Here is a 24,802-nt window from a genome sequence, read left to right as displayed (position 1 = left end):
GTGGGTGCGGAAGCCGGCTTCACTTGCCGCCCACCCCCATCAGGCCGCTGACCAGGGCACGGCGGGCCACCAGGTACACGGCGAAGATCGGGATGCCGGAGAGGACGACGGAGGCCAGCAGCGCGGGGACGTTCACCCCGAACTGGCTGACGTAGTTGAAGAGTCCGAGGGTGAGGACCCGCGGGCCGTCCGACTGGGTGAAGATCAGCGGGAAGAGGAAACCGTTCCAGGCCTGGAGCGCGGAGTAGATCACGACCGTGCTGATGCCGCCCTTGGCCAGTGGGATCACCAGCTGGAACAGCATCCGCAGCGAGGAGGCGCCGTCCAGGGACATCGCCTCGTACAGCTCCTCGGAGATGTCCCGGAGGGTGCCGGTGAGGATCAGCACCGAGACCGGCATCGCGAAGGCCGCCGTCGGCAGGATCACCGCGAGCAGGGTGTCGTACAGGTTGAGCTTGGCGATCAGCAGGTAGAGCGGGACGACGACCGCCTGGGCCGGGATCGCCACGCCCAGCAGGAACAGCCGGAACGCGGCGCCGGACCAGCGGTTGCCGGTGCGGACCGCCACGTAGGCCAGCGGGACGCCGAGCGCGAGGACGATGCCGACCACCGCCACCGCGACGATCGCGGTGTTGGCGAGCAGATGGCCGAAGCCGCTGTTCAGGACGGTGTCGTAGTTGTCGAGGGTGGGGTCGGACGGGGGCTTGAGGGGGTTGCCGGTGAGGGACTGGTCCTGGCGGGTGAGCGAGGCGGAGAGCATCGCGTAGATCGGGATCAGGACCACGATCAGCCAGACGAGGGACCCCAGGCCGGCGACCGGGTTGGCGCGTTTCGTCCAGTGCCGGCGGCGGCGGGGCGCCCGCGGCGGCTGCCGGTCGGGCTCGCGCAGCTTCGCGGGCCGCGGCAACGTATCGTGTGACACTCCGTCACATCCCTTCGCGGGTGCTGCGCATGGTGCCGAAACCGGTCAGCCGCACCAGCAGCAGCGAGAGCCCGGTGGCCGCCAGGACCAGGGAGGACGCGATGGCGCTGGCGTAGCCGAAGTCGTACGTCTTGAAGCCCGCCTCGTACATCAGGTACGGCAGGACCGCCGTGTCGGTGCCGGGGCCGCCCTTGGTGAGGATCAGCACCGTCTCGAAGTACGTCAGCGAGCCGACGATGATCAGCACGCTGGAGGTGGTGACCGTGTGCCGCAGCTGCGGCAGGGTGATCGAGAAGAACTGGCGGTAGCGGCCGGCGCCGTCGATGGCCGCCGCCTGGTAGAGCACCGCGGGGATCTGGCGGGCGCCGCCCTGGTAGATCAGCGTGTGCAGCGGCATGAACTGCCAGCCGCCGACGAACACGATCGCGAGGAAGGCGCCGCTCGACGAGCCGAGGGTGTCCTTCTGGATGATGCCGAAGTTCGGGTCGAGCAGGGCGTAGAAGAGCACCGCGATGGCGGTGGAGGAGAGCAGCAGCGGCAGGAAGAAGACCGCCGAAAGGACCGCCCGGTTGCGCTGCGGGCCCGCCGCCCAGACCCCGAGGAGCAGCGAGACGACCGTCTGGAAGAGCCAGCTGCACACCGTCAGCAGCACGGTCAGCCACAGCGACTGGGTGATCCGCGGGTCGTCCAGCAGCCTCGACCAGTTGTCGAGGCCGACGAGCCGCGGATCGCCCAGGCCGTCCCACTTCGTGAACGAGAGGTAGAAGGCCAGCGCCATCGGGACGACCGCGAAGAAAGCGAAGAACAGTACCCCCGGCAGGGCCCAGGCGGCGTGCGGACGCCCCGCCCGGGCCCTGGCGGGCGTGGCCCGGGCCTTGCTCACTTCAGCTCCTTGCAGGCCGCCACGAACCGGCTCGGCGACGACTTCCCCGCGAACAGCTTGCCGATCTCGGTGTGCATCCTCGTGCCCAGCTCGTCGCCGAGTGCCTGGTCCCAGGAGAGGGTGAAGGCCGGGGCCTCCTCGACCATCTGGTACTGGAAGCGGGCGTACTCGGCGTTGGGCGCGTCACCGAGCAGCAGGGCCGCGTTCGACGTCGTCGGCACGTCGCCGTTGGCGACCAGGTCCTTGGCGTACTGCCGGGACGCGCACTCGCGGAGGAAGGCGATGGCCGCGTCGCGGTTCTTGGCGCGGGAGTTGATGGACCAGTAGTTGGTGGGGTTGCCGACGACGTTGCGGGAGTCGCCGGTGCCGCCCTCGATCTTCGGGAACGGCGCCCAGCCCAGGTCCTTCTCGGCGAACTCGGGGAACTTGCCGAGCTGCGTGGAGTACTCCCACGAGCCCATCAGGTGCATCGCCGCCTTGCCCTTGGCGAAGACGGCCGGGGCGCCGCCGTTGACGTACGACACCGAGGTGAACTTCGAGCCGAAGGCACCGTCGTCGACGAGCTGCTTCACCATCTCGGCCGCCTTCAGCACCGCCGGGTCGCCCCAGCCCTCGGCGTCGCCGTCCTGGATGCGCTTGAAGACCTCCGGGCCGCCCAGGCGGTCCACCAGGTACTCCAGCCACATCAGTTCCGGCCACAGGTCGGAGCCGCCGAGCGCGAACGGGGTGATGCCGGCCTTCTTCAGCTTGGCGTTGTTGTCGAGCAGCTGGTCCCAGGTGGTGGGCGGCTGGAGCTTGTGCTCGGCGAACAACGACTTGTTGTAGAAGAGGATCACCGGCTGCATGCCGCGCATCGGGATGCCGTAGTGGCGGCCCTTGAGGTCGCCGGCGGCGAGCACCGACGGCAGGAAGCCGTTCTTCAGCACCTCGTCGTTCTCGATGATGTCGGTCAGGTCGACGAGCTTGTCCGCCTCCACGTACGGCTTGATCGAGCCGCCGCCCCAGTTGAAGAAGACGTCCGGGGCGCCGGGCGAGCCCATCGCCGTGCGCAGCTTGGGTGAGTAGTCGGAGCCGGGGACCTTCTCCAGCTTGATCTTCCCGCCGGCCTTCTTCGCGGCGGCGGACTTGTTGAAGCGGTCCACGGCCGCCTGCTGGACCTTCACGGCGTCGTCGCCGTAGACGAAGGCGGTGAGCGTCGAGCCGCCGCTGCCGGAGCCGCCGCCTGAGCCGCAGGCGGTCAGGCCGGTGGTGAGCAGGCCGGTGGCGCCGGCGCCGAGCACCCAGCGTCTGCTGAACGAACGTCCGCCGGTGGACGTGTGGGACCCCATGGCAGCAACCTCTCGGCTTTCTGGACGCCCGGACGGGCGCATGATCGGGCGAAGATGGTGCGAATGTTTCGGAGTGAATTCCGAATGTTCCGGGAACGTAAGGCGCCGCGCGGGGTCCGTCAAGAGGTCGCGCAGAGATACGATCGCGGGCATGACTCCACCGGAACGCGCTCAAACCCAGACGGCACGGCGGTCGGCCCAGACCGCGACGCTCGCGGAGATCGCCCGTGAGGCGGGCGTGTCCGCGCCGACTGTTTCGAAGGTCCTCAACGGACGGGCCGACGTCGCTCCGGCCACCCGCAACCGCGTGGAGGAACTGCTGCGTGCCCACGGGTACCGGCGGCGGCGGGCCGAGGCGACCCGGTCGCCGCTGATCGACCTCGTCTTCCACGAGATGGAGAGCGCCTGGGCGCTGGAGGTCATCCGGGGTGTGGAGAACGTGGCGCGGGACGCCGGGCTGAGCGTCGTGCTGTCCGAGAGCGCCGGGCGGCTGACCCCCGGGCGGACCTGGGCCGACCAGGTCGCGGCGCGCCGGCCGCACGGTGTGATCCTGGTGCTGTCCGAGCTGGACGAGTCCCAGCGGGCGCTGCTGACCAGCCGCTCCATCCCGTTCGTGGTGATGGACCCGGCCGGCGACCCGGGCTCCGACGTGCCGTCGATCGGCGCCACCAACTGGCAGGGCGGGCTGGCCGCCACCCGGCATCTGGTGGATCTCGGGCACCGGCGGATCGGCGCGATCAGCGGACCGTCGCGCATGATGTGCAGCCGGGCGCGGGTCGACGGCTACCGGGCGGCGCTCGAGACCGCCGGCGTGCCGGTCGACCCCTCGCTGATCAAGGCCGGGGACTTCCATCACGAGTCCGGCTACCGTCTTGGCCTCGAACTGCTGCGCGGACCCGACCGCCCCACCGCCGTCTTCGCCGGGAACGACCTCCAGGCGCTCGGGCTGTACGAGGCGGCGCGGGAGCTGGGGCTGCGGGTGCCGGAGGACCTGAGCGTGGTCGGCTTCGACGATCTGCCGGTCGCCCGCTGGGTCGGACCGCCGCTGACGACCGTACGGCAGCCGCTGACCGAGATGGCGGAGGCGGCGGCCCGGCTGGTGCTGGAGCTGGGCCGCGGCGCCGACGCCGTGCCGGCGGCGAGGCGGGTGGAACTGGCCACGAGCCTGGTGGTCCGCAGCAGCACGGCGGCGCCGGCGGCGCACTGAGCGGCGCGTGGGGTGTCGCGCGCCTGGTGATGGCGGCTCGGGGTGGGTTGCGCTGCCCGGCGTCGGCGGGGTGCTGAGCGGCTCGTGGGGTGTCGCGTGCCTGGTGATGGCGGCTCGGGGTGGGATGGGTCGGCCGGCGTCGGTGGCGCGCTGAGCGCGGACGATTGTGCGGAGCCGTGGGGTGTCGCGCGCCCGGTGATGGCGGCTCGGGGCGGATTGCGCTGCCCGGCGTCCCCGGGGTGCCGCCGCGCCCACCCGTGCCGCCCCTGGCGGCACGATTGCCCGCGGTTTGCGCGGTGCGCGCGTCGCGTCCACCGTTGTCGGCTCAGGGGGCGCGAATGCCCGCGGTTCTCGCGGAAGTGCCGTAATTCGGGGAGCGGGCCGGTGTCGGCGGGTGCCGTCACGCCCGCCCGTGGGGGCTCAGGGGGCGCGATTGCCCGCGGTTCTCACGGTGCGTGCGTCGCGTCCACCGGTGTCGGCTCAGGCGGCACGATTGCCCGCGGTTCTCACGGTGCGCGCGTCGCGTCCACCCGTGTCGGCTCAGGCGGCGCGGATGCCCTGGGTTCTCGTGGAGGGTGCCGTCGGTTCGGGCGCGCGGGGCGGCCGCCGGGCGGTGGTTCGGGCGGGGGTGGCTGAAAGTTGCCGTATTGACGGGGGCGCCGTCGCACTCAACACTCCTCCGAAGCCAATCGGTTGGACGACCGAAACTTTCGGAGGCACCCGCATGAGATCTCTGAGATCCGGCTTCTCCCTGGGCGCGGCGGCGGCCGCGCTGGCCGCCACGCTGGGCGCGATGCTGGCCGCGGCGCCCGGTGCGCAGGCCGCTGACGTGCCGCTGCGCGACCTGGCCGACGCCAAGGGCAAGGTGATCGGCACGGCGATCGCCGGCTCCAAGCTCTCCGGCACCTACAGCGCGATCGCGGCGGAGGAGTTCAACTTCGTCACGCCCGAGAACGCCATGAAGTGGGAGTCGGTGGAGCCGAGCCGCGGCACCTACAACTGGGCCGAGGCCGACCAGATCGTGAACTTCGCCGAGGCCAACGGGCAGCAGGTCCGCGGCCACACCCTGGTCTGGCACAGCCAGAACCCGGGCTGGCTGGCCAACGGCTCCTTCACCCCGGCCGAGCTGCGCACCATCCTCCAGAACCACATCGCCACGGAGGCCGGCCGCTACAAGGGCAGGATCGCCGCCTGGGACGTGGTCAACGAGGCGTTCAACGAGGATGGCACGTACCGGCAGACCCTGTGGTCCCAGAACCTCGGCACGGACTACATCGCCGACGCCCTGACCTGGGCCCACGCCGCCGACCCCGCCGCCGATCTGTACATCAACGACTACAACGTCGAGGGCGTCAACGCGAAGAGCACCGCCCTGTACAACCTGGTCAAGTCGCTGAAGGAGCGCGGCGTCCCGATCGACGGCGTCGGCCTCCAGGCCCACCTGATCCTCGGTCAGGTGCCGTCCACCTTCCAGCAGAACATCCAGCGCTTCGCCGACCTCGGCGTCGACGTGGCCATCACCGAGCTGGACATCCGGATGCAGCTGCCGGCGACCGAGGCGAAGCTGGCCCAGCAGGCCGCCGACTACAAGGCCGTCATGAACGCCTGCCTCGCCGTCGCCCGCTGCACCGGCGTCACGGTGTGGGGCTTCGGCGACGCCGACTCCTGGGTGCCGGACGTCTTCGACGGCTACGGCGCGCCGCTGCCGTACGACGAGAACTACGCCCCGAAGCCGGCCTACTGGGCCATCTCCGAGTCCCTCGGCGGCGACGGCGGCGGTGGGCCCGGACCCGGCGGCTGCACGGCGACGTACAGCGTGGTCAACCAGTGGAACACCGGCTTCACCGGCCAGGTGCGGATCGCCTGCGACGGCGCCTCGCTGTCCTCCTGGAGGGCGAACTGGACCTTCGGCGCGGGCCAGCGGATCACCCAGGCGTGGAACGCGAACTGCACCCAGTCCGGCACCGCGGTCAGCTGCGCCAACGCGTCCTACAACGGCTCCGTGCCGAACGGCGGTTCGGTGACGTTCGGATTCAACGGGTCGTGGAGCGGGAGCAACCCGGTGCCCGTGGTGACGCTGGGATGAGATCCGGCGGCGGAATCTGAGATTTTCCCAAGAAAAGACGCCCCGGCGTTCCTGCTCGTAATAATTCGGACTTACGTTCCTCTCTGTGGCGGGACTTGACGACAACGGGGACGAGGGCAGACCAGTGGGCCGGCGGTCACGGCTGTGGAAGGCCGCCGGCCTCACCCTCGCGGCACTGCTGGTGCTGAGCGCCGGCGCGGCCGGCTGGGCCTACTGGCAGCTGAACGACAACATCACCGGCGTCGACATCAACAGCGCTCTCGGCGACGACCGCCCCGCCCGGGCGGTGACCACCCCGTCCGCCGGGGCCTCCGCCTCCGCGCTGCCCAGCGAGGCACTGAACATCCTGGTCCTCGGCTCCGACTCGCGTGACGGCGAGGAGAACCGGGAACTGGGCGGCGGCGAGGCCGGCAGCGCCCGCTCCGACACCGCGATGGTCGTCCACCTGGACGCGGGACGCACCGCGGCCACCGTGGTGAGCATCCCGCGCGACACCCTGGTCACCCGGCCGTCCTGCCCGCTGGAGTCCGGCGGCGAGACGGCCGAGGCGTACGGCGCGATGTTCAACAGCGCCTACAGCGTGGGCGGTCCGGTCTGCGCGGTGAAGACGGTGGAGTCGCTGACCGGCGTCCGCATGGACCACTTCGTCGAGATCGACTTCGCCGGTTTCGCGGCTCTGGTCGACGCCCTCGGCGGGGTCACCGTCACCACCGAGGAGGACATCGACGACGACCAGAGCCATCTGCACCTGGACGCCGGCACCCACCACCTCGACGGCGAGCAGGCCCTCGGACTGGCCCGCACCCGGCACGGCATCGGCGACGGCAGCGACCTCGGCCGGATCGGCCTCCAGCAGCTCCTGGTCAAGGCGCTGCTGGAGCGGATGTCGGACACCAGCCTGCTCACCGACCCCGCCCGGCTCTACGACGTCGCCGACGCGGTCACCGGCAGCCTCACCACCGACACCGGCCTCGACTCGCTCGGCGAGCTGATCGACCTCGGCCGCAGTGTGCACGGCCTCTCGGCGGACGGCGTCACGACAGTCACCATGCCGGTCGTCCCGGCCCCGTCCGACCGCAACCGGGTGGTGGCCGACGAGCCGGAGGCCGGGAAGCTGTGGGAGTCGCTGCGCTGAGCGGCGGCACCTCGCGGAAGTTTTTCCGGCGAGCGTGTCGATCCGGGTGTCTCCCGATCGACGCAGGGGTGAGAGGCCGGGAACGACCCGCCCCCACGTGTCGAATCGAGGAGTCACCATGCCGCGCTATCTGTCGCTGATCCGTGTGGACGAGGACAACGCGCCCGCCGAGGGCCCGAGCCCCGAGCTGATGCAGCGGATGGGCGAGCTGATCGAGGAGATGACCAAGGCGGGCGTCATGCTCGACACCGCCGGACTGACACCCAGCGCCCAGGGCACGCGCGTGCACTGGCAGGGCGGCGAGCTGTCCGTCACCGACGGACCGTTCACGGAGGCCAAGGAGGTCATCGGCGGGTACGCGCTGATGCAGTGCAAGGACCGGGCCGAGGCCCTGGAGTGGACCAAGCGGTTCCTGAAGGTCCACGAGCCGCACTGGACGATCACCTGTGAGGTGCGCGAGGTCGACGAGGGCTGAGCGGCGCCTGCTTGGCCGTGCCGCCGTACGGGTGTCTGATGGTGGGCTGTGACCGCACAGCCCACCGCCGAGGCCACCCGGCGGGCCATCGAGACCGTCTTCCGCATGGAGTACCCGCGGGTCGTCGCCGCCGTCGCCCGCGTCGTCCGGGACGTCGGGATCGCCGAGGAACTGGCGGGGGACGCGCTGGTCGCCGCGCTGGAGCAGTGGCCGCGCGAGGGGGTGCCGGACCGCCCGGGCGCCTGGCTGACGACCGCGGCCCGGCACCGTGCCGTCGACCTGGTCCGCCGCCGGGAGACCTACGCCCGCAAGCTCGCCGAGATCGGCCGGGACCTGACGGAGACGGCCCCGCCGCAGGAGCCCGCCGACCCCGACGACATCGACGACGACCTGCTCCGCCTGGTCTTCACCGCCTGCCATCCGGCGCTGTCCGCCGACGCCCGCATCGCCCTCACCCTGCGGCTGCTCGGCGGGCTGACCACGGCGGAGATCGCCCGCGCGTTCCTGGTCCCGGAGGCGACGGTGGCCCAGCGGATCGTGCGCGCCAAGCGGACCCTCGCCGCGCGCAACGTCGACTTCGAGGTGCCCTACGGCCCCGAACGCGAGGCCCGGCTGGGCTCGGTCCTCGACGTGATCTACCTGATCTTCAACGAGGGGTACGCGGCCACCGCCGGCGACGACTGGCTGCGTCCGTCCCTGTGCGAGGACGCCCTGCGCCTGGCGCGGGTGCTGTCCGCGCTGATGCCCAAGGAGCCGGAGGTGCACGGGCTGACGGCCCTGCTGGAGTTCCAGGCGTCCCGCACCGCCGCGCGCACCGGCCCGCACGGCGAGCCCGTCCTGCTCCGGGACCAGAACCGGCGCCGCTGGAACCGCATGCTCATCGCCCGCGGCGTGACCGCGCTCGCCCGCGCCGAGGCCACCGCGGGCGGGGCGCCGGGACCGTACGTCCTCCAGGCCGCCATCGCCGCCTGCCACGCGCGCGCCTACACGTACGAGGAGACCGACTGGCGCAGCATCGCCGCCCTGTACGCCCTGCTCGCCGCCCGCGCCCCCTCCCCGGTCGTCGAACTCAACCGCGCGGTGGCCGTCGCCATGACCGAGGGCCCCGGACCCGCCCTCGCCCTCGTCGACACCCTCGCCCCCGCCCTGCGCGACTACCACCTGCTGCCGAGCGTCCGCGGTGACCTCCTGGCCCGCCTCGGCCGCACCGAGGAGGCCCGCGCGGAGTTCGCCCGCGCGGCGACCCTGACCCGCAACACCCGCGAGCGCGAACTGCTGGAGCGCCGGGCCCGCGAGTGCGGTTAGGGCCTGTCTGACGATTCCCGCCTGCTCCGCGGCGCCTGGCACGCGCGCTCGCCGCGTTGCCGAATCACCGACGTGGCTACGCCGCCGGGTGGCCCAGCAGCATCGTCGGGGCTCCCGCCACCCGGGTCAGGAAGACCGTCACGGCGTTCTTGCCATGGGGTCTGGGCAGGGCCTTGCGGCGCAGCTCCTCCGGTTCGACCGCCGAGCCGCGCTTCTTGACGGTGAGGACGCCGACCTGGCGCTCGCGCAGCAGTGCCTTCAGCTTCTTGACGTTGAAGGGCAGCCGGTCGGTGATCTCGTAGGCGGTGGCGTACGGGGTCGGCCGCAGCGCGTCGGCCGTGATGTACGCGATGGTCTCGTCGAGGAGCCCGCCGTCCAGTTCGGCGGCCGCCTCGGCGACCAGATGCGCCCGGATGACCGCGCCGTCGGGCTCGTAGAGGTACCGGCCGAGCGGTCGCACCGCCGGGTCCGGCAGGCCGCGCGAGAGCAGGGTGCGCGGCCCGGGCAGCAGGGTGGCGCGCACCCGTCCGGGCTCGGTGCCGAACCACAGCACCGCCTCCTTCACGTCCCCGCCGTCCGAGATCCACTCGGCCTCGGCGGCCTCCGGCACCACCTCGTGCGGGATGCCGGGAGCCACCTTGAGGGCGGCGTGCGGGGCCCGCCGGGCGGTCTCCACGGCCCAGGACAGCGGCGGCGAGTAGGCCTCCGGGTCGAAGATCCGCCCGCCCGCCCGGCCACCGCCGCGCCGGGCCGGGTCGACGAACACGGCGTCGTGCCCGGCGGTGTCCACCTCGGTGACGTCCGCCTCCCGCACCTCGATCAGCTCCGCCAGCCCCAGCGCCTCGGCGTTGGCCCGCGCGACCGCCGCCGTCAGCGGGTCCCGGTCGACGGCGAGCACCCGGATCCCGGCCCGCGCCAGCGCGATCGCGTCCCCGCCGATCCCGCAGCACAGGTCGGCCAGCGAGGTCACGCCGAGCTCGCGCATCCGCCGTGCCCGGTACGCGGCGACGCTCGCCCGGGTCGACTGCTCCACCCCGTTGGGCGTGAAGAACATCCGCTCGGCGTCCGCGGCCCCGAACTTGGCCACGGCCCGCTGCCGCAGCCGCGCCTGGCCCAGCGCCGCCGACACCAGCTCGGCCGGGTGGTCGCGGCGCAGCCGGGTGGCGACGGCGAGCTCGCGGGCGGGGTCGGTGCCGCGCACCTCGTCGAGGAGGGCGCGGCCCTCGGGGGTGCGCAGGGCGTTCAGGTCGTTCACCGGGTTGTTCACCGGCTCATTGTCGGCCAGTCGGTGGACGGTGTGCCGCCGGTGGCGGTGTCGGCCGGGGTGCGGGGCCGGCGGCTGAGAAGATCCGGCAGCATGCGACAAGTCGTACAAAATGAAAAGCGCGGGGTGGTTGGTCTCCGTACCGGCGTCGTCGCCCTCGCCGCCGCGGCTCTCGTCTCCGGCTGCGCCCTGGGCGGCGGCGGGGCGGCCGAACCCGCCTCCGGCCAGCAGCGGCCCCTCCAGGCGCCCGCGGCCCGCGCGCTCGACGCCTACGCCTCCCGGTTGCAGGCCGAGCACGCCGCCCGCGCGGCCGCCGCGAAGCGCTGGGGCCTGACGCGGGTCCCGCTCAAGGCCCCGCCGCCCCCGGCGAAGAAGCCGCGGATCACCACCCGCGACGGCTTCGAAGTCGACCGGCACCGGGAGCTGGGCCTGCCCCCGGTCTTCACCACCGTCCCCACCGAGGACAAGGTCGTCTTCCTCACCATCGACGACGGCGCCGAGAAGGACCCGGCGTTCCTGCGGATGATGAGCGAGCTGAAGATCCCGTACACCGCCTTCCTCAGCGACTACCTGGTGAAGGAGGACTACGGCTACTTCGCGCGGATGCAGGACGCCGGAGCGCCGCTCAACAACCACACCCTCCACCACCCGTACCTGCCGGGGCTGTCCTACGCGCAGCAGAAGCGCGAGATCTGCGGCATGCAGGACGTCATCGAGGAGCGCTACGGCAAGCGCCCCCTGCTCTTCCGCCCGCCCTTCGGCAACTACAACCAGGACACCCTGCGCGCCGCCAAGACCTGCGGTGTGCGGTACGCGCCGCTGTGGAACGAGGAGGTCTTCGTCGATCGCTGGGAGTACCGCGAGTGGGACCGGCGGATCCGCCGCGGCGACATCGTCCTCAGCCACTTCCGCGGCAAGGGCGACTGGCAGGGCACCATGCCCGACATGGTCCGCCGGTTCCTGGAGAAGGTCACCGCCGAGGGGTACGCCGTGGCCCGCCTGGAGGACTACCTGTGAGGCCGGGCCGGCGGACGGCCGCGGCGGCGCTGTCCCTGCTCCTCCTGCTGGTGAGCGGCTGCGCCGCCACGGCGGGAGTGCGCGGGGCGCCCGGCTCGGCACCGGACCGCCGGGACCCGTCCTCGCCGCCGTACCTGCGCTGGGGCCTCGCCGAACCGCTGGCCCCACCGCCCGTGCCCCCGGCCCGGCCCGCCCCGCCCGCACCGGGCCCACCGCCGGTCGTCGACCGCGTCGCCACCCGCGACAAGGTCGTCTTCCTCACCTACGACGACGGCGCCGAGAAGGACCCCCGCTTCGTCGACCTGGTCCGCGAACTGCGCCTGCCGGTCACCATGTTCCTCACCGACAGCGTCGCCGGCCCCGGCTACGCCCACTTCGCCCGTCTGCGCTCGGTCGGCGCCGGCCTGCAGAACCACACCCTCGACCACGCCGCCCTGCGCGGCCTGCCCTACGCCGGCCAGCGCGCCGAGATCTGCGGCCAGCAGCGCAAGCTCCAGGCCCGCTTCGGCCTGCGCCCCCACCTCTTCCGGCCGCCGTACGGCACCTACGACGCCACCACGCTCCGGGCGGCCGCCGACTGCGGTGTGCGCGCGGTGGTCCTTTGGCGCGCCACCATGACCGCCGCCGACCTCGCCTACACCACCGGCGCCCGCCGACTGCGCCCCGGCGACATCATCGCCGTCCCGGCGACGGAGACCCTGACGCCGAGTCTCAAGGAGCGCACGGTGCGGCTGCTGCGGCGGATCCAGGAGGCGGGCCTGACGGTGGGAAACCTGGAGCACTACCTGTAGGAGAGCCGGGCGGGAGCCCAGGAGAACCCACGCTCACAGGTGAACTCCGCGGGCGCGACGCACGGCAATTGGCACTCCGCTTGACCGAGTGCTAATCGCGGTCATAGTCTCAGGTCTGGCACTCCCCCCTGGAGAGTGCCAAACACGCGACGGGCAGGTCCGGCACCCGCGACGACGGATCCACCTGGTCGCCACCTCAGACAGTTAACCCCGTGAGATCTCCGAAGGGGGAGGTCGGATCGTGACGACCACCAGCTCCAAGGTTGCCATCAAGCCGCTCGAGGACCGCATCGTGGTCCAGCCGCTCGACGCCGAGCAGACCACCGCCTCTGGCCTGGTCATCCCGGACACCGCCAAGGAGAAGCCCCAGGAGGGCGTCGTCCTGGCCGTGGGCCCGGGCCGCTTCGAGGACGGCAACCGTCTTCCGCTCGACGTCTCCGTCGGCGACGTCGTGCTCTACAGCAAGTACGGCGGCACCGAGGTGAAGTACAACGGCGAGGAGTACCTCGTCCTCTCGGCCCGCGACGTTCTCGCGATCATCGAGAAGTAGTCCCACCGGCTTCACCCGAGGCACTTTGCTTCAGCTGCGCCCCTGGCCCCCCGCGACCCCTAAGAAGCCGGGCGCCCGGGGCGCAGTTTCTTTACCCCTGACTTTCCGAGAGGGCTCCCGCTGCCATGGCGAAGATCCTGAAGTTCGACGAGGACGCCCGTCGCGCCCTTGAGCGCGGCGTCAACAAGCTTGCCGACACGGTGAAGGTGACGATCGGCCCCAAGGGCCGCAACGTCGTCATCGACAAGAAGTTCGGTGCCCCCACCATCACCAACGACGGTGTCACCATCGCCCGCGAGGTCGAGGTCGAGGACCCGTACGAGAACCTGGGCGCCCAGCTGGTGAAGGAGGTGGCGACCAAGACCAACGACATCGCTGGTGACGGCACCACCACCGCCACCGTCCTGGCCCAGGCCCTGGTGCGCGAGGGTCTGAAGAACGTCGCCGCCGGCGCCTCCCCGGCCGCCCTCAAGAAGGGCATCGACGCCGCGGTCAAGGCCGTCTCCGACGAGCTGCTGGCGACCGCCCGCCCGATCGACGAGAAGTCCGACATCGCCGCCGTCGCCGCGCTGTCCGCCCAGGACCAGCAGGTCGGCGAGCTCATCGCCGAGGCGATGGACAAGGTCGGCAAGGACGGTGTCATCACCGTCGAGGAGTCCAACACCTTCGGCCTGGAGCTGGACTTCACCGAGGGCATGGCCTTCGACAAGGGCTACCTGTCCCCGTACTTCGTGACGGACCAGGAGCGCATGGAAGCGGTCCTGGAGGACCCGTACATCCTCATCCACCAGGGCAAGATCTCCGCCATCGCGGACCTCCTGCCGCTGCTGGAGAAGATCATCCAGTCGAACGCCTCCAAGCCGCTGCTGATCATCGCCGAGGACGTCGAGGGCGAGGCGCTCTCCACCCTCGTCGTGAACAAGATCCGCGGCACCTTCAACGCCACCGCCGTCAAGGCGCCCGGCTTCGGCGACCGCCGCAAGGCGATGCTCCAGGACATGGCCGTCCTCACCGGCGCCACCGTCATCTCCGAGGAGGTCGGCCTCAAGCTCGACCAGGTCGGTCTGGACATCCTCGGCAGCGCCCGCCGCGTCACCGTCACCAAGGACGACACCACCATCGTCGACGGTGCCGGCAAGTCCGAGGACGTGCAGGGCCGCGTCGCGCAGATCAAGGCCGAGATCGAGAACACCGACTCCGACTGGGACCGCGAGAAGCTCCAGGAGCGCCTCGCGAAGCTGGCCGGCGGCGTGTGCGTGATCAAGGTCGGCGCCGCCACCGAGGTGGAGCTGAAGGAGAAGAAGCACCGTCTGGAGGACGCCATCTCCGCGACCCGCGCCGCGGTCGAGGAGGGCATCGTCTCCGGTGGTGGCTCCGCTCTGGTCCACGCCGTGAAGGTCCTGGAGGGCAACCTCGGCAAGACCGGCGACGAGGCCACCGGTGTCTCCGTCGTCCGCCGCGCCGCCGTCGAGCCGCTGCGCTGGATCGCCGAGAACGCCGGCCTGGAGGGTTACGTCATCACCTCCAAGGTCGCCGAGCTCGACAAGGGCCAGGGCTTCAACGCCGCCACCGGTGAGTACGGCGACCTGGTCAAGGCCGGCGTCATCGACCCGGTCAAGGTCACCCGCTCCGCCCTGGAGAACGCCGCCTCCATCGCCTCCCTGCTGCTCACGACCGAGACCCTGGTCGTCGAGAAGAAGGAAGAGGAGCCGGAGGCCGCCGGCCACGGCCACAGCCACGGCCACGCGCACTGACGCGACACCGCGGTCAGCAGGAAGGCCCGGCACCCGATGGGTGCCGGGCCTTCCCGTTTCCCCTCGCGGGTCATGAAGCACCGCGGTCGACGGAAGCACCGGGGTCGACGGAAGCACCGCGGGTCGACGGGAGCGGGTCGGGGTGAGCGCAGGCGCTGAGGCGCTAACGCTCCAGCTCCTCGAACATCCCCAGCTGCTCCATCAGCCCCATCCGGTCGTACTCCCACCAGCCCTCGACGATCTTCCCGTCCTTGCCGCAGCGGAAGACGGTCGTGCCGCTCATGGTGACTTCCCGCCCGGTGGCCGTGATGCCCAGGAACTCACCCTTGTGCGTCGCCTTCCAGAACCACCGCGCGCACACCCGGTCGCCCTCGGCGATCAGATCCTCCACGCTGAACCGGAAGTCGAAGCCGTCGCGCCAGACCCGCAGCTGCCGCCGCATGTGATCCATCCCGATCACGTCCTGGTCGTTCGCCGGATCGTGGTCGTGGTAGTGCTCCGCCATCACCTCGTCCAGCGGCGGCAGCTCCCCGGCCCTGCCCAGCAGCTCGAAGAACCGCCGCACCGTGCCGGTGGACAACTGCTCGTCCCGCACCACGTCCAGATCTGTGAACGTCGGCATCTCGTCGCAGAGCGCGACCATGTCCCGGAAGATCCGGTCCGTCTCCGGCAGATTGGAATTCCGCATCGCCTCCTCGTACGACGGGAACTCCACGATCTCGATGAAGTGCGACGCGTCCGAGCGGTCCTTGCCGATCAGGCTGTGCGTCGCCGTGCGTTTCCCCTTGGTCTGGTCGACCCACCTGTCCATCAGCCGGTCGATCTCCTCGAACCGACTGGTCTTGCAGTCGATGACCTGCACAAAAGTCATGTCGCCGCCTCCGGCCCCCCTGGGTCCGGCTGAACGTCTACATTCTCCCACCGCGACGCCGACGCGCCCCTTGCGCGGCGCCTGGTTTGGCATCATGACGCCATGCGCTGGTGGGGGAGGCGGTCGGTGGCCGCGGGCCGGGACATCGGGGTGGCGGTCACCGGCGACGGCAACCAGGTCCACCTGACCCCGCCCGTCCGCTCGGCGTACTGGGAACAGGTCCGCCGTATCGCGCCGCCGGAACTCGTCGGCCGTGAGAGCGAGCTGACGGAACTGGCCGCCTTCTGCTGCGCCGACTCCGGGCCCGCGTACGCCTGGTGGCGCGCCGGCGCCTGGGCGGGCAAGACGGCACTGCTCGCCTGGTTCGCGCTGCGTCCGCCGACCGGTGTGCGGATCGTCCCGTTCTTCGTCACGGCCCGCCTCGGCGCCCAGAACGACGTGACGGCCTACGTCGACGTCGTCCTCGAACAGCTTGCCGAGCTGGCCGGTGAGACGCTGCCCGCCCACCTCACCGACGCCACCCGTGAGGCCCACCTCCTCCACCTCTACGGCGCCGCCGCCCGGGCCTGCGCCGCCCGCGGTGAACGCCTGGTCCTCCTGGTCGACGGCCTGGACGAGGACCGGGGCGTCACCACCGGGCCGGACGCGCACAGCATCGCCAGCCTCCTGCCCGCCCGCCCCGACCCGCCGATGCGCGTCCTGGTCGCCGGCCGCCTCGACCCGCCCCTGCCCGGCGACGTCCCCGCCGGCCACCCACTGCACGACCCCGCGACCGTCCGCACGCTGGCCCCGTCGCCGTACGCGCAGGCCGTGCGCACCGAGGCGGAACGCGAGCTGAAGCAGCTCATCGCGGCCGGCGGACTGGAGCACGACCTGCTGGCCCTGGTCACCGCCGCGGGCGGCGGCCTCACCGCGGCCGACCTGACGGCCCTGACCGGCGCGGTGCCGTACCGCGTCCAGGACACCCTGCGCACCCGCGCCGGCCGCACCTTCGCGGCGCGCGCGGGCGAGTACCTCCTCGGCCACGAGGAGTTGCAGCGGCAGGCGGTGGAGATGCTGGGGGAGGAGGAGCTGGGGCGGTGCCGGGAGAGACTGCACGGCTGGGCCGACGCGTGGCGGGAGCGCGGCTGGCCCGAGGAGACGCCCCGCTATCTGCTCCACGGCTACTTCCGCATGCTCCGCGCCCGCAAGGACCTGCCGCGGCTGGTCGCCTGCGTCGTCGACCTGTCGCGCCACGAGCGGATGCTCCAGGTCACCGGCGGTGACGCGGCGGCGCTCGCCGAGATCCGCGCGGCCGAGGACCTGGTCGCCGAAGCCGGGGTGCCGGACCTGCGGGACGTGTTCCGCCTGGCGCTGCGCCGCGAGGAGCTGGAGAACCGCAACGACTTCATGACCCGCGTGGTGCCGTGGGCCTGGGCGGCGCTCGGGCGGTTCGAGCGCGCGGGTGCCCTGGCCCGCAGCATCCCGAGCCTGGACTGGCGGGCACTGGCCCTGGCGGACATCAGCGGCGAGCACGCCGCACGCGGCGAGCGCGCGAAGGCCGCCGAACTCCTCGTGGAGGCGGAGGGCTGGGCCTTCGACGACCGCTTCGCGCTGGGGGACGAGAGGGACCAGGCGCTGGCCGACATCGGCCGGGGCTGGACGCTCATCGGCCGGCTCGACCGTGCCGAGCGCCTGCTGAGCGTCGTCCTCGACCGGGAGGTCCGGGCGGAACTGCTGTCCGACCTGGCCCGACCGCACGCGGAGAGCGGAGACTTCGACCGGGCCGAGGCGCTCTGCCGGCAGGAGACGGACGAGTGGACGCGCGCTGTCGGGCTGGCGGCCGTGGCGGTCGTCGCCGCGATCCGGGGCCTGCTGGACCGGGCCCGCGCGCTGGCCGCCTCCGCCGCCGGCGGCCGGGCCCTGGTCCTGGCGCGGGTCGCCTGGGCACTGCATCGTTCCGGCCGGCCGCGCGAGGCGCGGGACGTCCTGGCCGGACCGGACGCGGACCAGGTCGGGCCCATGTTCCTGCCGGACGTGGTCGAAGCGCTCGCGGAGTCCGGTGAGTGCGAGCGGGCCCTGGCCCTGATCCGCGAAGCCGGGCCGGACGCGGACACCGACCAGTCGCTGCGGTGGGTGGTGCGGGCGCTGACCGCGGCCGGGGACGAGGCCCGGGCGCGGGACCTGGCCGAACGGATCGAGGACCCGCAGACGCGCGAGCAGCTGCCGGTGGACCTGGTCGCCGGGCTGGCCGCGGCGGGCGATTACCGGCGGGCGCTGGCCACGGCGGAGGGCATCAAGCACGCGTTCCACCGCGCGATGGCCATGAACGCGCTGGTGGACGCACTGATCTCGGCGGGCCGGACGGAGCGGGCGGAGCACCTCGCCCTGAACGCCGGTGACGTCGACGCGGGCCTTCATCCGGTGGGCCGGGTGATCGAGGCGTGGGCACGGCTGGGAGAGCTGGACCGGGCCCGGCGGCTGGCCCACGACGCCGACACACTCCACGCGCACGACGCCCTCGTCCGAGGCGCCGTCGCGGCAGCCGGGTCCGGCCGCGCGAGCGCCGACGCGGTCGAAGCGGTGGTGTCCGAGACGCAAGGGAGGATCCGGGGCTCCCGCCGCGGCGGCAGCCTCCACCCCACCCATGTGGCCCAGAGCCTCGCGGCGGAGGGCTTCCTCGACGAGGCCCGGTCGGCGCTGACGCTCGCCGAGCGCGAGGTGCCGCGGCCCGGGCCCGACGAGCAGCCGGCGATGACCGTCACCTGGCAGGTGGAGACGGGCCGGCTGGCCGAGGCGCTGTCATGGGCCGGGTGCTTCGACGCCGCGGAGGAACTGGTGCGGCGGCTGGAGGACTCACCCGCGGGAACCTTCGCGCGGTTCACGCTGAACGAGCGACTGTGCGCGGCCGGGGAGTTCGACCGGGCGGAGGCGCTGGCGGCGGCCGTGGAGCCGTCGCTGGGCGACGTGCTGCGGGACGAGATCGTCGTGAGCGCGGCGGACGCCGGTGACACGGCCCGGGCCCGCGCCCTCGCGGACGGGACGGCGGACCCGAAGCGCCGGGCGAGCGCCTGGGCGAGGACGGCCGCGGCCCTGGCGCGGGCCGGCGATCACCCGGCCGCGCGGGAGGCGCTGGACACGGCGCTCTCGAACCAGCACCGATCCGACTCCTTCACCGCGCTCCCGGAGATCCTGCACGCGCAGTTCACGCTGGGCCTGTGCACCGACGGCGATGCGCTGCTGTCCCGGTGGGAGGACGCCGGGCAGCCGCTGTCGGGCGTCCACGGCCAGGTCGTCCACGCTCTGGTGCGGGCCGGGGAACACGAGCGGGCGGTGCGGTTCGTCGACCGGCTGGCTGCCGAACGTCCGCACCGGGACGCGCGGAAGGCCCTGGTGCGCGCGCTGGCGGAGGCCGGACGGGCCGCCATGGCCGACGAACAGGCGCGCATCGCGGAGACGGCCCAAATGCCGGACCGCGACCGCGTCCAGATCTGGCTGGCGCTCGCCCCGGTGGTGCCCGCCCCGCGGGGCCGAAAGCTCCTGGCCCGCGCGGTGCGGCACGAGACGCTGGGAGAGTGCCTGCGCACGCTGGTGCGTCTGGACCCCGGTGTCGTCCCCCTGGTCACCGAGGCGCTGCACGCGGCCCGCGCACCGCTCAGCCCCGAGCCCGGTGCTCCGGCCCGTACTTCCGGCCGGCCCGCGAGCTGAGGCCCCCGAGCATGCCGCGCGGCACCAGCTTCGCCGCGCCCATCAGGACCTTGTAGCGCGGGTCCGGGATCGACAGGGACTTGCCGCGGGCCAGGTCGGACAGGGCCGCCGCGACCAGCTTGTCGGCGTCGAGCCACATCCAGCCCGGGATGTTGTCCGTGCCCATTCCGGCGCGCTGGTGGAACTCGGTGCGGACGAAGCCGGGGCACAGGGCCATCAGGCGCACGCCGCTGCCCGCCAGGTCCTTCGCGGCGCCCTGGGTGAACTGGACCACCCACGCCTTGGAGGCGCCGTAGGTCCCGCGCGGGACGAAGGCCGCGACGGAGGCGACGTTCACGACACCGCCCCGTCCGCGTTCGCGCATCGCGTCCGTCGCCGCCGAGGTGAGGCGCAGCACCGCCTCGCAGTGCACCTTCAGCATCTTCAGCTCGTCGGCCATCGGCACGTCGAGATAGCGGCCCTTGTTGCCGAACCCGGCGTTGTTCACCAGGAGGTCGACGGGGTTCTTGCGGTCGGCGAGGCGGGCGGCCACCGTCTCGATGCCGTCGTCCGTGGCGAGGTCCGCCGTCAGCACCTCGGCCTCGATGCCGTGCCGGTCGTGCAGTTCGGTCGCCTGCTCCCGAAGGCGCTTGGTGTCCCGCGCCACCAGGACGAGGTCGTGCCCGTCAGCCGCCAGCCGCCGTGCGAAGGCGGCACCGATTCCCGCGGTCGATCCCGTAATCAGAGCCGTTGTCATGCAGCAAGGGTAGTGACCCGGACGGAAGCCGTCCGCTCGCGTGACGGCCGTTCAGGAGCCGCTTTCGGCCCGGTGCTTCGCGCCGTACTTCGCCAGGTACGCCCGCGCCGCCGCCAGCTCCTCCGGATGCAGCGCCTCGCCCGCCGCGAGCAGCCGGGGCAGCAGCTCCCGCTCGGTGGTGACCGCCCGGAACTGCAGGGCGACCGTCACGTCGTGGCCGGGGCGGTGGACGATCTCCACCGCGTCGCCAGCGCGGATCTCGCCCGGCTCGATCACCCGCAGATAGGCGCCGGGTGCCCCGCGCCGCGTGAACCGCTTGACCCAGCCCCGCTCACCCAGATGGCCCTGGAAGGTGAGGCAGGGTATCCGGCCGCTGGTCACCTCCAGCACGACCCGCGGGCCGATCCGCCAGCGCTCGCCGATCAGGGCGCCGGATACATCGAGGCCCGAGGTGGTCAGGTTCTCGCCGAACGCGCCGTTGGCCAGCGGCCGTCCCAGCTCGCGCTCCCAGTCGTCGAGATCCTCGCGGGCCACCGCGTACACGGCCTGGTCGTCGCCGCCGTGGTGGCGGGTGTCGCAGACCGCGTCCCCGGCCAGCCCGCTCGCCCCGACGCCCTTCGGCCCCGGCGCCGCCACCCGCACCGGCCCGTCGACCGGCCGCTTGTCGATACCGGTCAGCCCCTGCGGTTGGTCGGTGTACGACACGCTCCGCGCACGGCCCAGGTTCACTGACAGAAGCTCCATGGCGGCACGGTAGGCCCCCGCGGTCAAAGTGTCGACGCATTATTCGCTTCCGTACCCAAGTCTCCCTTATGCTCGAAGCGTGATCGAGGCTCGTCATCTGCGCGTGCTGCGCGCCGTCGCCGCCACCGGCTCCTTCTCCGCCGCTGGGCGCGAACTGGGCTGCACCCAGCCCGCCGTCAGCCAGCAGATGAAGGCCCTGGAATCCTCCGTGGGCACCCCGCTGCTGGTGCGCAGCGGACGCGAGATGCGGCTGACCCAGGCCGGCGAGGCGCTGGTCAGGCATGCCGCCGGCATCATCGCCGGGCTCACCGCCGCGGAGGAGGAGGTCGCCGCGATCGCCGGCCTGCGCGCGGGCCGGGTACGGCTCGTCTCCTTCCCCAGCGGCAGCTCCACCCTCGTCCCCACCGCCCTCGCCGCACTGCGCGCCGCGCACCCCGGCACCCGGGTCTCCCTGGAGGAGGCCGAGCCGCCGCGGTCGGTGGAGATGCTGCGCGAGGGCGACTGCGACATCGCGCTCGCCTTCCGGTACGAGGGGGCGGCGGGCGCCGAGGAGTGGGACGACCTGGTCGTCCGGCCGCTGCTCACCGACCCGCTCGTCGTCCTCGTCCCCGAGCGGCACCGGCTGTCCGGCGCGGCCTCCGTCCCGATCGCCGAACTCGCCGACGAGCCCTGGATCGCGGGCTGCCCGCGCTGCCGCGGCCAGTTGGTCGAGGTGTGCGAGGCGGCGGGCTTCACCCCGCGCATCGACTTCGCCACCGACGACTATCCCGCGGTGGTCGGCCTGGTCGGCGCCGGCCTCGGAGTGGCCGTCCTGCCCCAGCTCGCGATCGAGTCCGTACGGCCCCGGGGCGCGCGGACGGTGGCGCTGGAACCGGCGGTGCGCCGGGAGGTCGTCGCGCTCACCCTGCCCGATCTGGCGCAGGTGCCGGCGGTGGCGGCCACCCTGGACCGGCTGGCGGAGGCGGCGGCACGCTGACGGGCCCGCGGGCTGACGGGCCCGCGCGCTGACGGGCCCGCGCGCTCACCGGCCGCCGGGTCGACGGGGCGAGGGGCCGACGCGTCGAGGGGGCGCGGGCCGGCGGGGTCGCGAAGAAGAAGGAAAAGGGGTCGGAAGAAGCGAGGGCACGCGTGTGCGTGCCCTTCGTGCATGCCGAAAGCTTTTTGCAGAAACGTTCCTTCAGTTGTTCGAAGCGCTGCTCCCGCCGGACGCGGACGCCGACACCAGCCGGTGGCGGGCCCGCCCCATGAGCTCCTCGCGCTCGTCCTCGGTCAACCCGCCCCACACGCCGTACGGTTCGCGCACCGCCAGTGCGTGCGCCGCGCACTGCGCGCGGACCGGGCACCTCATGCAGACCTCCTTGGCCGAGTTCTCGCGAGCGCTCCGTGCCGCCCCGCGCTCGCCCTCCGGATGGAAGAAGAGCGAGCTGTCCACCCCGCGACAGGCAGCCAGGAGCTGCCAGTCCCACAAGTCCGCGTTCGGTCCGGGAAGGCGGGAGAAATCTGCCATTGCGTGACCCCTTGTAGCCGTTTCGAGCGGATACGGTGCCCACGACCGTACATCTACGATCTAAGGAGATGAAAATATGACTCATTGCGAATCTAGCCTCAGACACCAGCAGATGGGAAGAAATAGGGCTAAATGGGGCATGGTTGTGATGAAAGCTTGAGGGTCTGCCGTGCGTGTCTGCACCGTGTCCGCGCCCTCACGTAGAGTGCCGAAGATGACACACAGCCCCGTAACTCTTTCGAGTGACCATCGTTGAGAGGGCGGAGGCGGTTGAAAACACAAGCGCTCGGGCAGGCGTCCGAGACGGTCGACCGCACAGGTGACGATTTCGTACCAGCCTGGAGGCTCAAGGTGACGCGCATCAGCTGCGGAGGGCGGCCATGACTTCCGTCCTCGTCTGCGACGACTCCCCGCTTGCCCGAGAGGCGCTTCGCCGCGCGGTCGCGACCGTGCCCGGTGTGGAGCGCGTGACGACGGCGGCCAACGGCGAGGAAGTCCTCCGCCGCTGGGGTGCCGACCGCTCGGACCTGATTCTGATGGACGTACGCATGCCCGGTCTGGGCGGCGTCGAGACCGTGCGGCGACTGCTGTCCGCCGACCCCGGTGCGCGCATCATCATGCTCACCGTCGCCGAGGACCTGGACGGCGTGGCCCTCGCGGTCGCCGCCGGAGCCCGCGGCTATCTGCACAAGGACGCATCCCGCGCGGAGCTGCGGGCCACCGTGACGCAGGCCCTCGCCGACCCCACCTGGCGACTCGCCCCGCGCCGGCTGCGCTCCGCCGAGATGGGCGCCGCGCCCACCCTCACCGCGCGTGAGATCCAGGTGCTCGAAGGCATGAGCCACGGCCGCTCCAACGCCGAGATCGGCCGCGAGCTGTTCCTCTCCGAGGACACCGTCAAGACCCACGCCCGGCGGCTCTTCAAGAAGCTCGGCGCCTCGGACCGGGCTCACGCGGTGGCGCTCGGCTTCCGCTGGGGTCTGGTGCGCTGAGGCGCCACGGCCGGCCGGACCGACGGCGGGTCCTGGCCGGCGGCGCCCGGCCGAGCCGCCGAGCGGGGGCGCCACCCCCGCGCGGGCGGTCCGGCGGCGCTGGAGTATCCGGCCGTGAGGCGGAGGAGGGAGTCGACGCGATGGGGACATCCCCCTGCGCCGGCCCTGCCGCGAGCTGGGGCGCGTCGACGACCGACGCCGGCCCGCGCGGGGCGGGAGGCCGGAACCGGACCCGAGCCGGACGTGGCACCGCGGGACGAGGACGAGCCGACCGCGGAGTGAGAGCGGCCGGGTGTCTTCCGCGAGCCCTTGCCCCGCCGGAAGCGGTCGCCCGGTGGGTTCGGGCCGCAGCCGCCGGTTCGCTCCGGATCCGCCGGTGCTCCGCGGTGTGCGGCGGCCGGGTCCCGGCAGTGGCCGCACCCGGACGCGGGAACTCGCGAGACGTCCGCCCGCGGCGCCCCGCCGCCGACACGGCCGCTCTCCTCGTGCTCCGAGCGGCGGATTCCGACATCCGCGCGATGGACCGACGGGAACGGCGATCCACGTCCCGGATCGCCGCGAAAGACGCGGAAGGCCGCTGGTCGCAGCCCCACGGCGGGTCCACCGACGCCGCCGGCCGGCGCACCGCGGGCGGAGTGGGCACAGACGTCCCACGGGTGCCCGCTGCTCGTTTCGCCGCGGATGCCGCATCCTTGAGGTGTGGAGTTCCTCGGGGACGAGTCGGTCGAGCGGAAGGGGAGGGCGCAGGGGATGAGTTCCGGCGCACCTGCTCATAACGCTTCGGTGCACAACAACGGAGGCCGTGCCGCGGATCGCGCGACCGCAGGGCACCATGGCCAGATGCGCGACGACGAGGCGGTCACTGCCCCCGGGTCGATCGGTGCGCTCGTCCATCGCGCCGTGGACGGGGACGAGCAGGCCACGCACGACCTGCTGGCCCACGTCCATCCGCTCGCGCTGCGCTACTGCCGCACCCGGTTGTCCCGGCTGCCCGGCGACGCCCGGCACTTCGTGGAGGACCTCGCGCAGGAGGTCTGCGTCGCCGTCCTCCTCGCCCTGCCCCGCTACAAGGACACCGGCCGCCCCTTCGAGGCGTTCGTCTTCGCCATCGCCGCCCACAAGGTCGCCGACCTGCAACGGGCCGCGATGCGCCACCCCGGTTCGACGGCGGTCCCCTCCGACGAGATGCCGGAGCGCCCCGACGACTCCCTCGGGCCCGAGGAGCGCGCGCTGCTCAGCAGCGACGCCGAGTGGGCCAAGAAACTGCTGGCCAACCTCCCGGAGAACCAGCGCGAGCTGCTGCTGCTGCGCATCGCGGTGGGGCTCACCGCCGAGGAGACGGGCCAGATGTTGGGAATGTCACCCGGCGCGGTCCGGGTGGCGCAGCACCGCGCCCTGAGCCGGTTGCGCGCCCTCGCCGAGCAGTAGGGCCAGAGCCGCGAAGCGGCCCCGTACCGGCCCGTGATGAACAGGCCCGGTCCTCTTTCCGTACGAACATACGAAGCCGAAGGTGGCCTCCTACCGTGGAATGAGACGGGTTCATCTCCC

General features: G+C 72.4%; 21 protein-coding genes. 13 read left to right on the top strand and 8 right to left on the bottom strand.

All coding sequences use genetic code 11. The features are described 5' to 3' along the window. Positions 1-19: 19 nt before the first annotated feature. The 3 genes from ABT232_RS08195 to ABT232_RS08185 are packed head-to-tail and all read right to left on the bottom strand — an operon-like array spanning position 20 to position 3,133. Positions 20-922 (bottom strand): carbohydrate ABC transporter permease, encoded by a 903-nt coding sequence (locus tag ABT232_RS08195; protein WP_450871662.1) that lies wholly within the window; start codon positions 920-922, stop codon positions 20-22. A 4-nt stretch (positions 923-926) separates the two neighbouring features. Continuing rightward, positions 927-1,805, bottom strand: a complete 879-nt coding sequence (locus tag ABT232_RS08190; protein WP_351837575.1) for a carbohydrate ABC transporter permease — start codon at positions 1,803-1,805, stop codon at positions 927-929. After that, positions 1,802-3,133, bottom strand: coding sequence for an ABC transporter substrate-binding protein (locus ABT232_RS08185; protein WP_351837572.1), 1,332 nt, complete (start codon positions 3,131-3,133; stop codon positions 1,802-1,804). The genes ABT232_RS08190 and ABT232_RS08185 overlap by 4 nt, the downstream gene beginning before the upstream one ends. A gap of 151 nt (positions 3,134-3,284) precedes the next feature. On the opposite strand from ABT232_RS08185, the gene ABT232_RS08180 reads away from it, so the two are divergent. The 5 genes from ABT232_RS08180 (at position 3,285) to ABT232_RS08160 (ending at position 9,341) form a co-directional block, all read left to right on the top strand. Further along, a complete protein-coding gene (locus ABT232_RS08180; RefSeq protein ID WP_351837570.1) occupies positions 3,285-4,340 on the top strand; it encodes a LacI family DNA-binding transcriptional regulator in 1,056 nt (351 codons plus the stop codon). 724 nt (positions 4,341-5,064) lie between these two features. Continuing rightward, positions 5,065-6,426: a glycoside hydrolase family 10 protein gene (locus ABT232_RS08175; protein WP_351837567.1), complete on the top strand. Its 1,362-nt coding sequence runs from the start codon at positions 5,065-5,067 to the stop codon at positions 6,424-6,426. 85 nt (positions 6,427-6,511) lie between these two features. Beyond that, positions 6,512-7,561, top strand: coding sequence for an LCP family protein (locus tag ABT232_RS08170; RefSeq protein WP_351837564.1), 1,050 nt, complete (start codon positions 6,512-6,514; stop codon positions 7,559-7,561). Between the two features lie 118 nt (positions 7,562-7,679). Further along, positions 7,680-8,036, top strand: coding sequence for a YciI family protein (locus ABT232_RS08165; RefSeq protein WP_351837561.1), 357 nt, complete (start codon positions 7,680-7,682; stop codon positions 8,034-8,036). A 48-nt stretch (positions 8,037-8,084) separates the two neighbouring features. Next, entirely contained in the window at positions 8,085-9,341 is a 1,257-nt protein-coding gene (locus tag ABT232_RS08160) for an RNA polymerase sigma factor (protein ID WP_351837558.1), read from the top strand. A 76-nt stretch (positions 9,342-9,417) separates the two neighbouring features. Here the strand turns inward: ABT232_RS08160 and ABT232_RS08155 are convergent, their stop codons facing one another. Then, positions 9,418-10,596, bottom strand: coding sequence for a class I SAM-dependent methyltransferase (locus ABT232_RS08155; protein ID WP_450871666.1), 1,179 nt, complete (start codon positions 10,594-10,596; stop codon positions 9,418-9,420). 102 nt (positions 10,597-10,698) lie between these two features. On the opposite strand from ABT232_RS08155, the gene ABT232_RS08150 reads away from it, so the two are divergent. From ABT232_RS08150 to groL, 4 genes are all read left to right on the top strand, one after another. Further along, positions 10,699-11,622, top strand: a complete 924-nt coding sequence (locus ABT232_RS08150; protein WP_351837552.1) for a polysaccharide deacetylase family protein — start codon at positions 10,699-10,701, stop codon at positions 11,620-11,622. After that, positions 11,619-12,413, top strand: coding sequence for a polysaccharide deacetylase family protein (locus ABT232_RS08145; RefSeq protein WP_351837549.1), 795 nt, complete (start codon positions 11,619-11,621; stop codon positions 12,411-12,413). The genes ABT232_RS08150 and ABT232_RS08145 overlap by 4 nt, the downstream gene beginning before the upstream one ends. A 241-nt stretch (positions 12,414-12,654) precedes the next feature. Beyond that, positions 12,655-12,963 (top strand): co-chaperone GroES, encoded by a 309-nt coding sequence (groES, locus tag ABT232_RS08140; RefSeq protein WP_053135717.1) that lies wholly within the window; start codon positions 12,655-12,657, stop codon positions 12,961-12,963. Positions 12,964-13,088: 125 nt separating this feature from the next. Then, a complete protein-coding gene (gene groL / locus ABT232_RS08135; protein WP_351837545.1) occupies positions 13,089-14,717 on the top strand; it encodes a chaperonin GroEL in 1,629 nt (542 codons plus the stop codon). A gap of 163 nt (positions 14,718-14,880) precedes the next feature. Here the strand turns inward: groL and ABT232_RS08130 are convergent, their stop codons facing one another. Further along, a complete protein-coding gene (locus tag ABT232_RS08130) occupies positions 14,881-15,588 on the bottom strand; it encodes an ester cyclase (RefSeq protein ID WP_351837542.1) in 708 nt (235 codons plus the stop codon). 102 nt (positions 15,589-15,690) lie between these two features. On the opposite strand from ABT232_RS08130, the gene ABT232_RS08125 reads away from it, so the two are divergent. Beyond that, the gene (locus ABT232_RS08125; RefSeq protein ID WP_351837539.1) at positions 15,691-19,275 is read left to right on the top strand and encodes a hypothetical protein; all 3,585 of its coding nucleotides are present in this window, start codon (positions 15,691-15,693) and stop codon (positions 19,273-19,275) included. Here the strand turns inward: ABT232_RS08125 and ABT232_RS08120 are convergent. Together ABT232_RS08120 and ABT232_RS08115 are read right to left on the bottom strand one after the other, a co-directional pair. Then, the gene (locus ABT232_RS08120) at positions 19,223-20,011 is read right to left on the bottom strand and encodes an SDR family NAD(P)-dependent oxidoreductase (protein WP_351837536.1); all 789 of its coding nucleotides are present in this window, start codon (positions 20,009-20,011) and stop codon (positions 19,223-19,225) included. The two genes, ABT232_RS08125 and ABT232_RS08120, sit on opposite strands and share 53 nt — an antisense overlap. Positions 20,012-20,062: 51 nt before the next feature. Continuing rightward, entirely contained in the window at positions 20,063-20,755 is a 693-nt protein-coding gene (locus ABT232_RS08115) for an MOSC domain-containing protein (protein ID WP_351837533.1), read from the bottom strand. Between the two features lie 79 nt (positions 20,756-20,834). Between ABT232_RS08115 and ABT232_RS08110 the strand changes: the two genes are divergently transcribed. After that, entirely contained in the window at positions 20,835-21,731 is an 897-nt protein-coding gene (locus tag ABT232_RS08110) for a LysR family transcriptional regulator (protein ID WP_351837530.1), read from the top strand. Between the two features lie 201 nt (positions 21,732-21,932). Here ABT232_RS08110 and ABT232_RS08105 read toward each other — a convergent pair whose 3' ends face one another. Beyond that, entirely contained in the window at positions 21,933-22,262 is a 330-nt protein-coding gene (locus tag ABT232_RS08105; protein ID WP_351837527.1) for a WhiB family transcriptional regulator, read from the bottom strand. Positions 22,263-22,642: 380 nt separating this feature from the next. Here ABT232_RS08105 and ABT232_RS08100 point away from each other — a divergent pair, with 380 nt between their 5' ends. Further along, positions 22,643-23,254 (top strand): response regulator transcription factor, encoded by a 612-nt coding sequence (locus ABT232_RS08100; RefSeq protein WP_003948568.1) that lies wholly within the window; start codon positions 22,643-22,645, stop codon positions 23,252-23,254. Between the two features lie 840 nt (positions 23,255-24,094). Then, positions 24,095-24,682, top strand: coding sequence for a sigma-70 family RNA polymerase sigma factor (locus tag ABT232_RS08095; RefSeq protein ID WP_351837524.1), 588 nt, complete (start codon positions 24,095-24,097; stop codon positions 24,680-24,682). Positions 24,683-24,802 lie beyond the last annotated feature (120 nt).

The organism is Streptomyces sp. NPDC001532, assembly GCF_040298625.1.
GTDB lineage: Bacteria > Actinomycetota > Actinomycetes > Streptomycetales > Streptomycetaceae > Streptomyces.
The sequence above is the reverse complement of the archived record's forward strand: the minus strand, read 5'-3'. Positions and strand labels throughout refer to the sequence as shown.

Bases quoted from the DNA above. Each gene is read 5' to 3' on its own strand.
- groL (WP_351837545.1), top strand. From the start codon at position 13,089: ATGGCGAAGATCCTGAAGTTCGACGAGGACGCCCGTCGCGCCCTTGAG.
- ABT232_RS08115 (WP_351837533.1), bottom strand. From the start codon at position 20,755: ATGGAGCTTCTGTCAGTGAACCTGGGCCGTGCGCGGAGCGTGTCGTAC.
- ABT232_RS08180 (WP_351837570.1), top strand. From the start codon at position 3,285: ATGACTCCACCGGAACGCGCTCAAACCCAGACGGCACGGCGGTCGGCC.
- ABT232_RS08165 (WP_351837561.1), top strand. From the start codon at position 7,680: ATGCCGCGCTATCTGTCGCTGATCCGTGTGGACGAGGACAACGCGCCC.
- ABT232_RS08150 (WP_351837552.1), top strand. From the start codon at position 10,699: ATGCGACAAGTCGTACAAAATGAAAAGCGCGGGGTGGTTGGTCTCCGT.
- ABT232_RS08185 (WP_351837572.1), bottom strand. From the start codon at position 3,133: ATGGGGTCCCACACGTCCACCGGCGGACGTTCGTTCAGCAGACGCTGG.
- ABT232_RS08120 (WP_351837536.1), bottom strand. From the start codon at position 20,011: ATGACAACGGCTCTGATTACGGGATCGACCGCGGGAATCGGTGCCGCC.
- ABT232_RS08130 (WP_351837542.1), bottom strand. From the start codon at position 15,588: ATGACTTTTGTGCAGGTCATCGACTGCAAGACCAGTCGGTTCGAGGAG.
- ABT232_RS08100 (WP_003948568.1), top strand. From the start codon at position 22,643: ATGACTTCCGTCCTCGTCTGCGACGACTCCCCGCTTGCCCGAGAGGCG.
- ABT232_RS08125 (WP_351837539.1), top strand. From the start codon at position 15,691: ATGCGCTGGTGGGGGAGGCGGTCGGTGGCCGCGGGCCGGGACATCGGG.
- ABT232_RS08095 (WP_351837524.1), top strand. From the start codon at position 24,095: ATGCGCGACGACGAGGCGGTCACTGCCCCCGGGTCGATCGGTGCGCTC.
- ABT232_RS08105 (WP_351837527.1), bottom strand. From the start codon at position 22,262: ATGGCAGATTTCTCCCGCCTTCCCGGACCGAACGCGGACTTGTGGGAC.
- ABT232_RS08175 (WP_351837567.1), top strand. From the start codon at position 5,065: ATGAGATCTCTGAGATCCGGCTTCTCCCTGGGCGCGGCGGCGGCCGCG.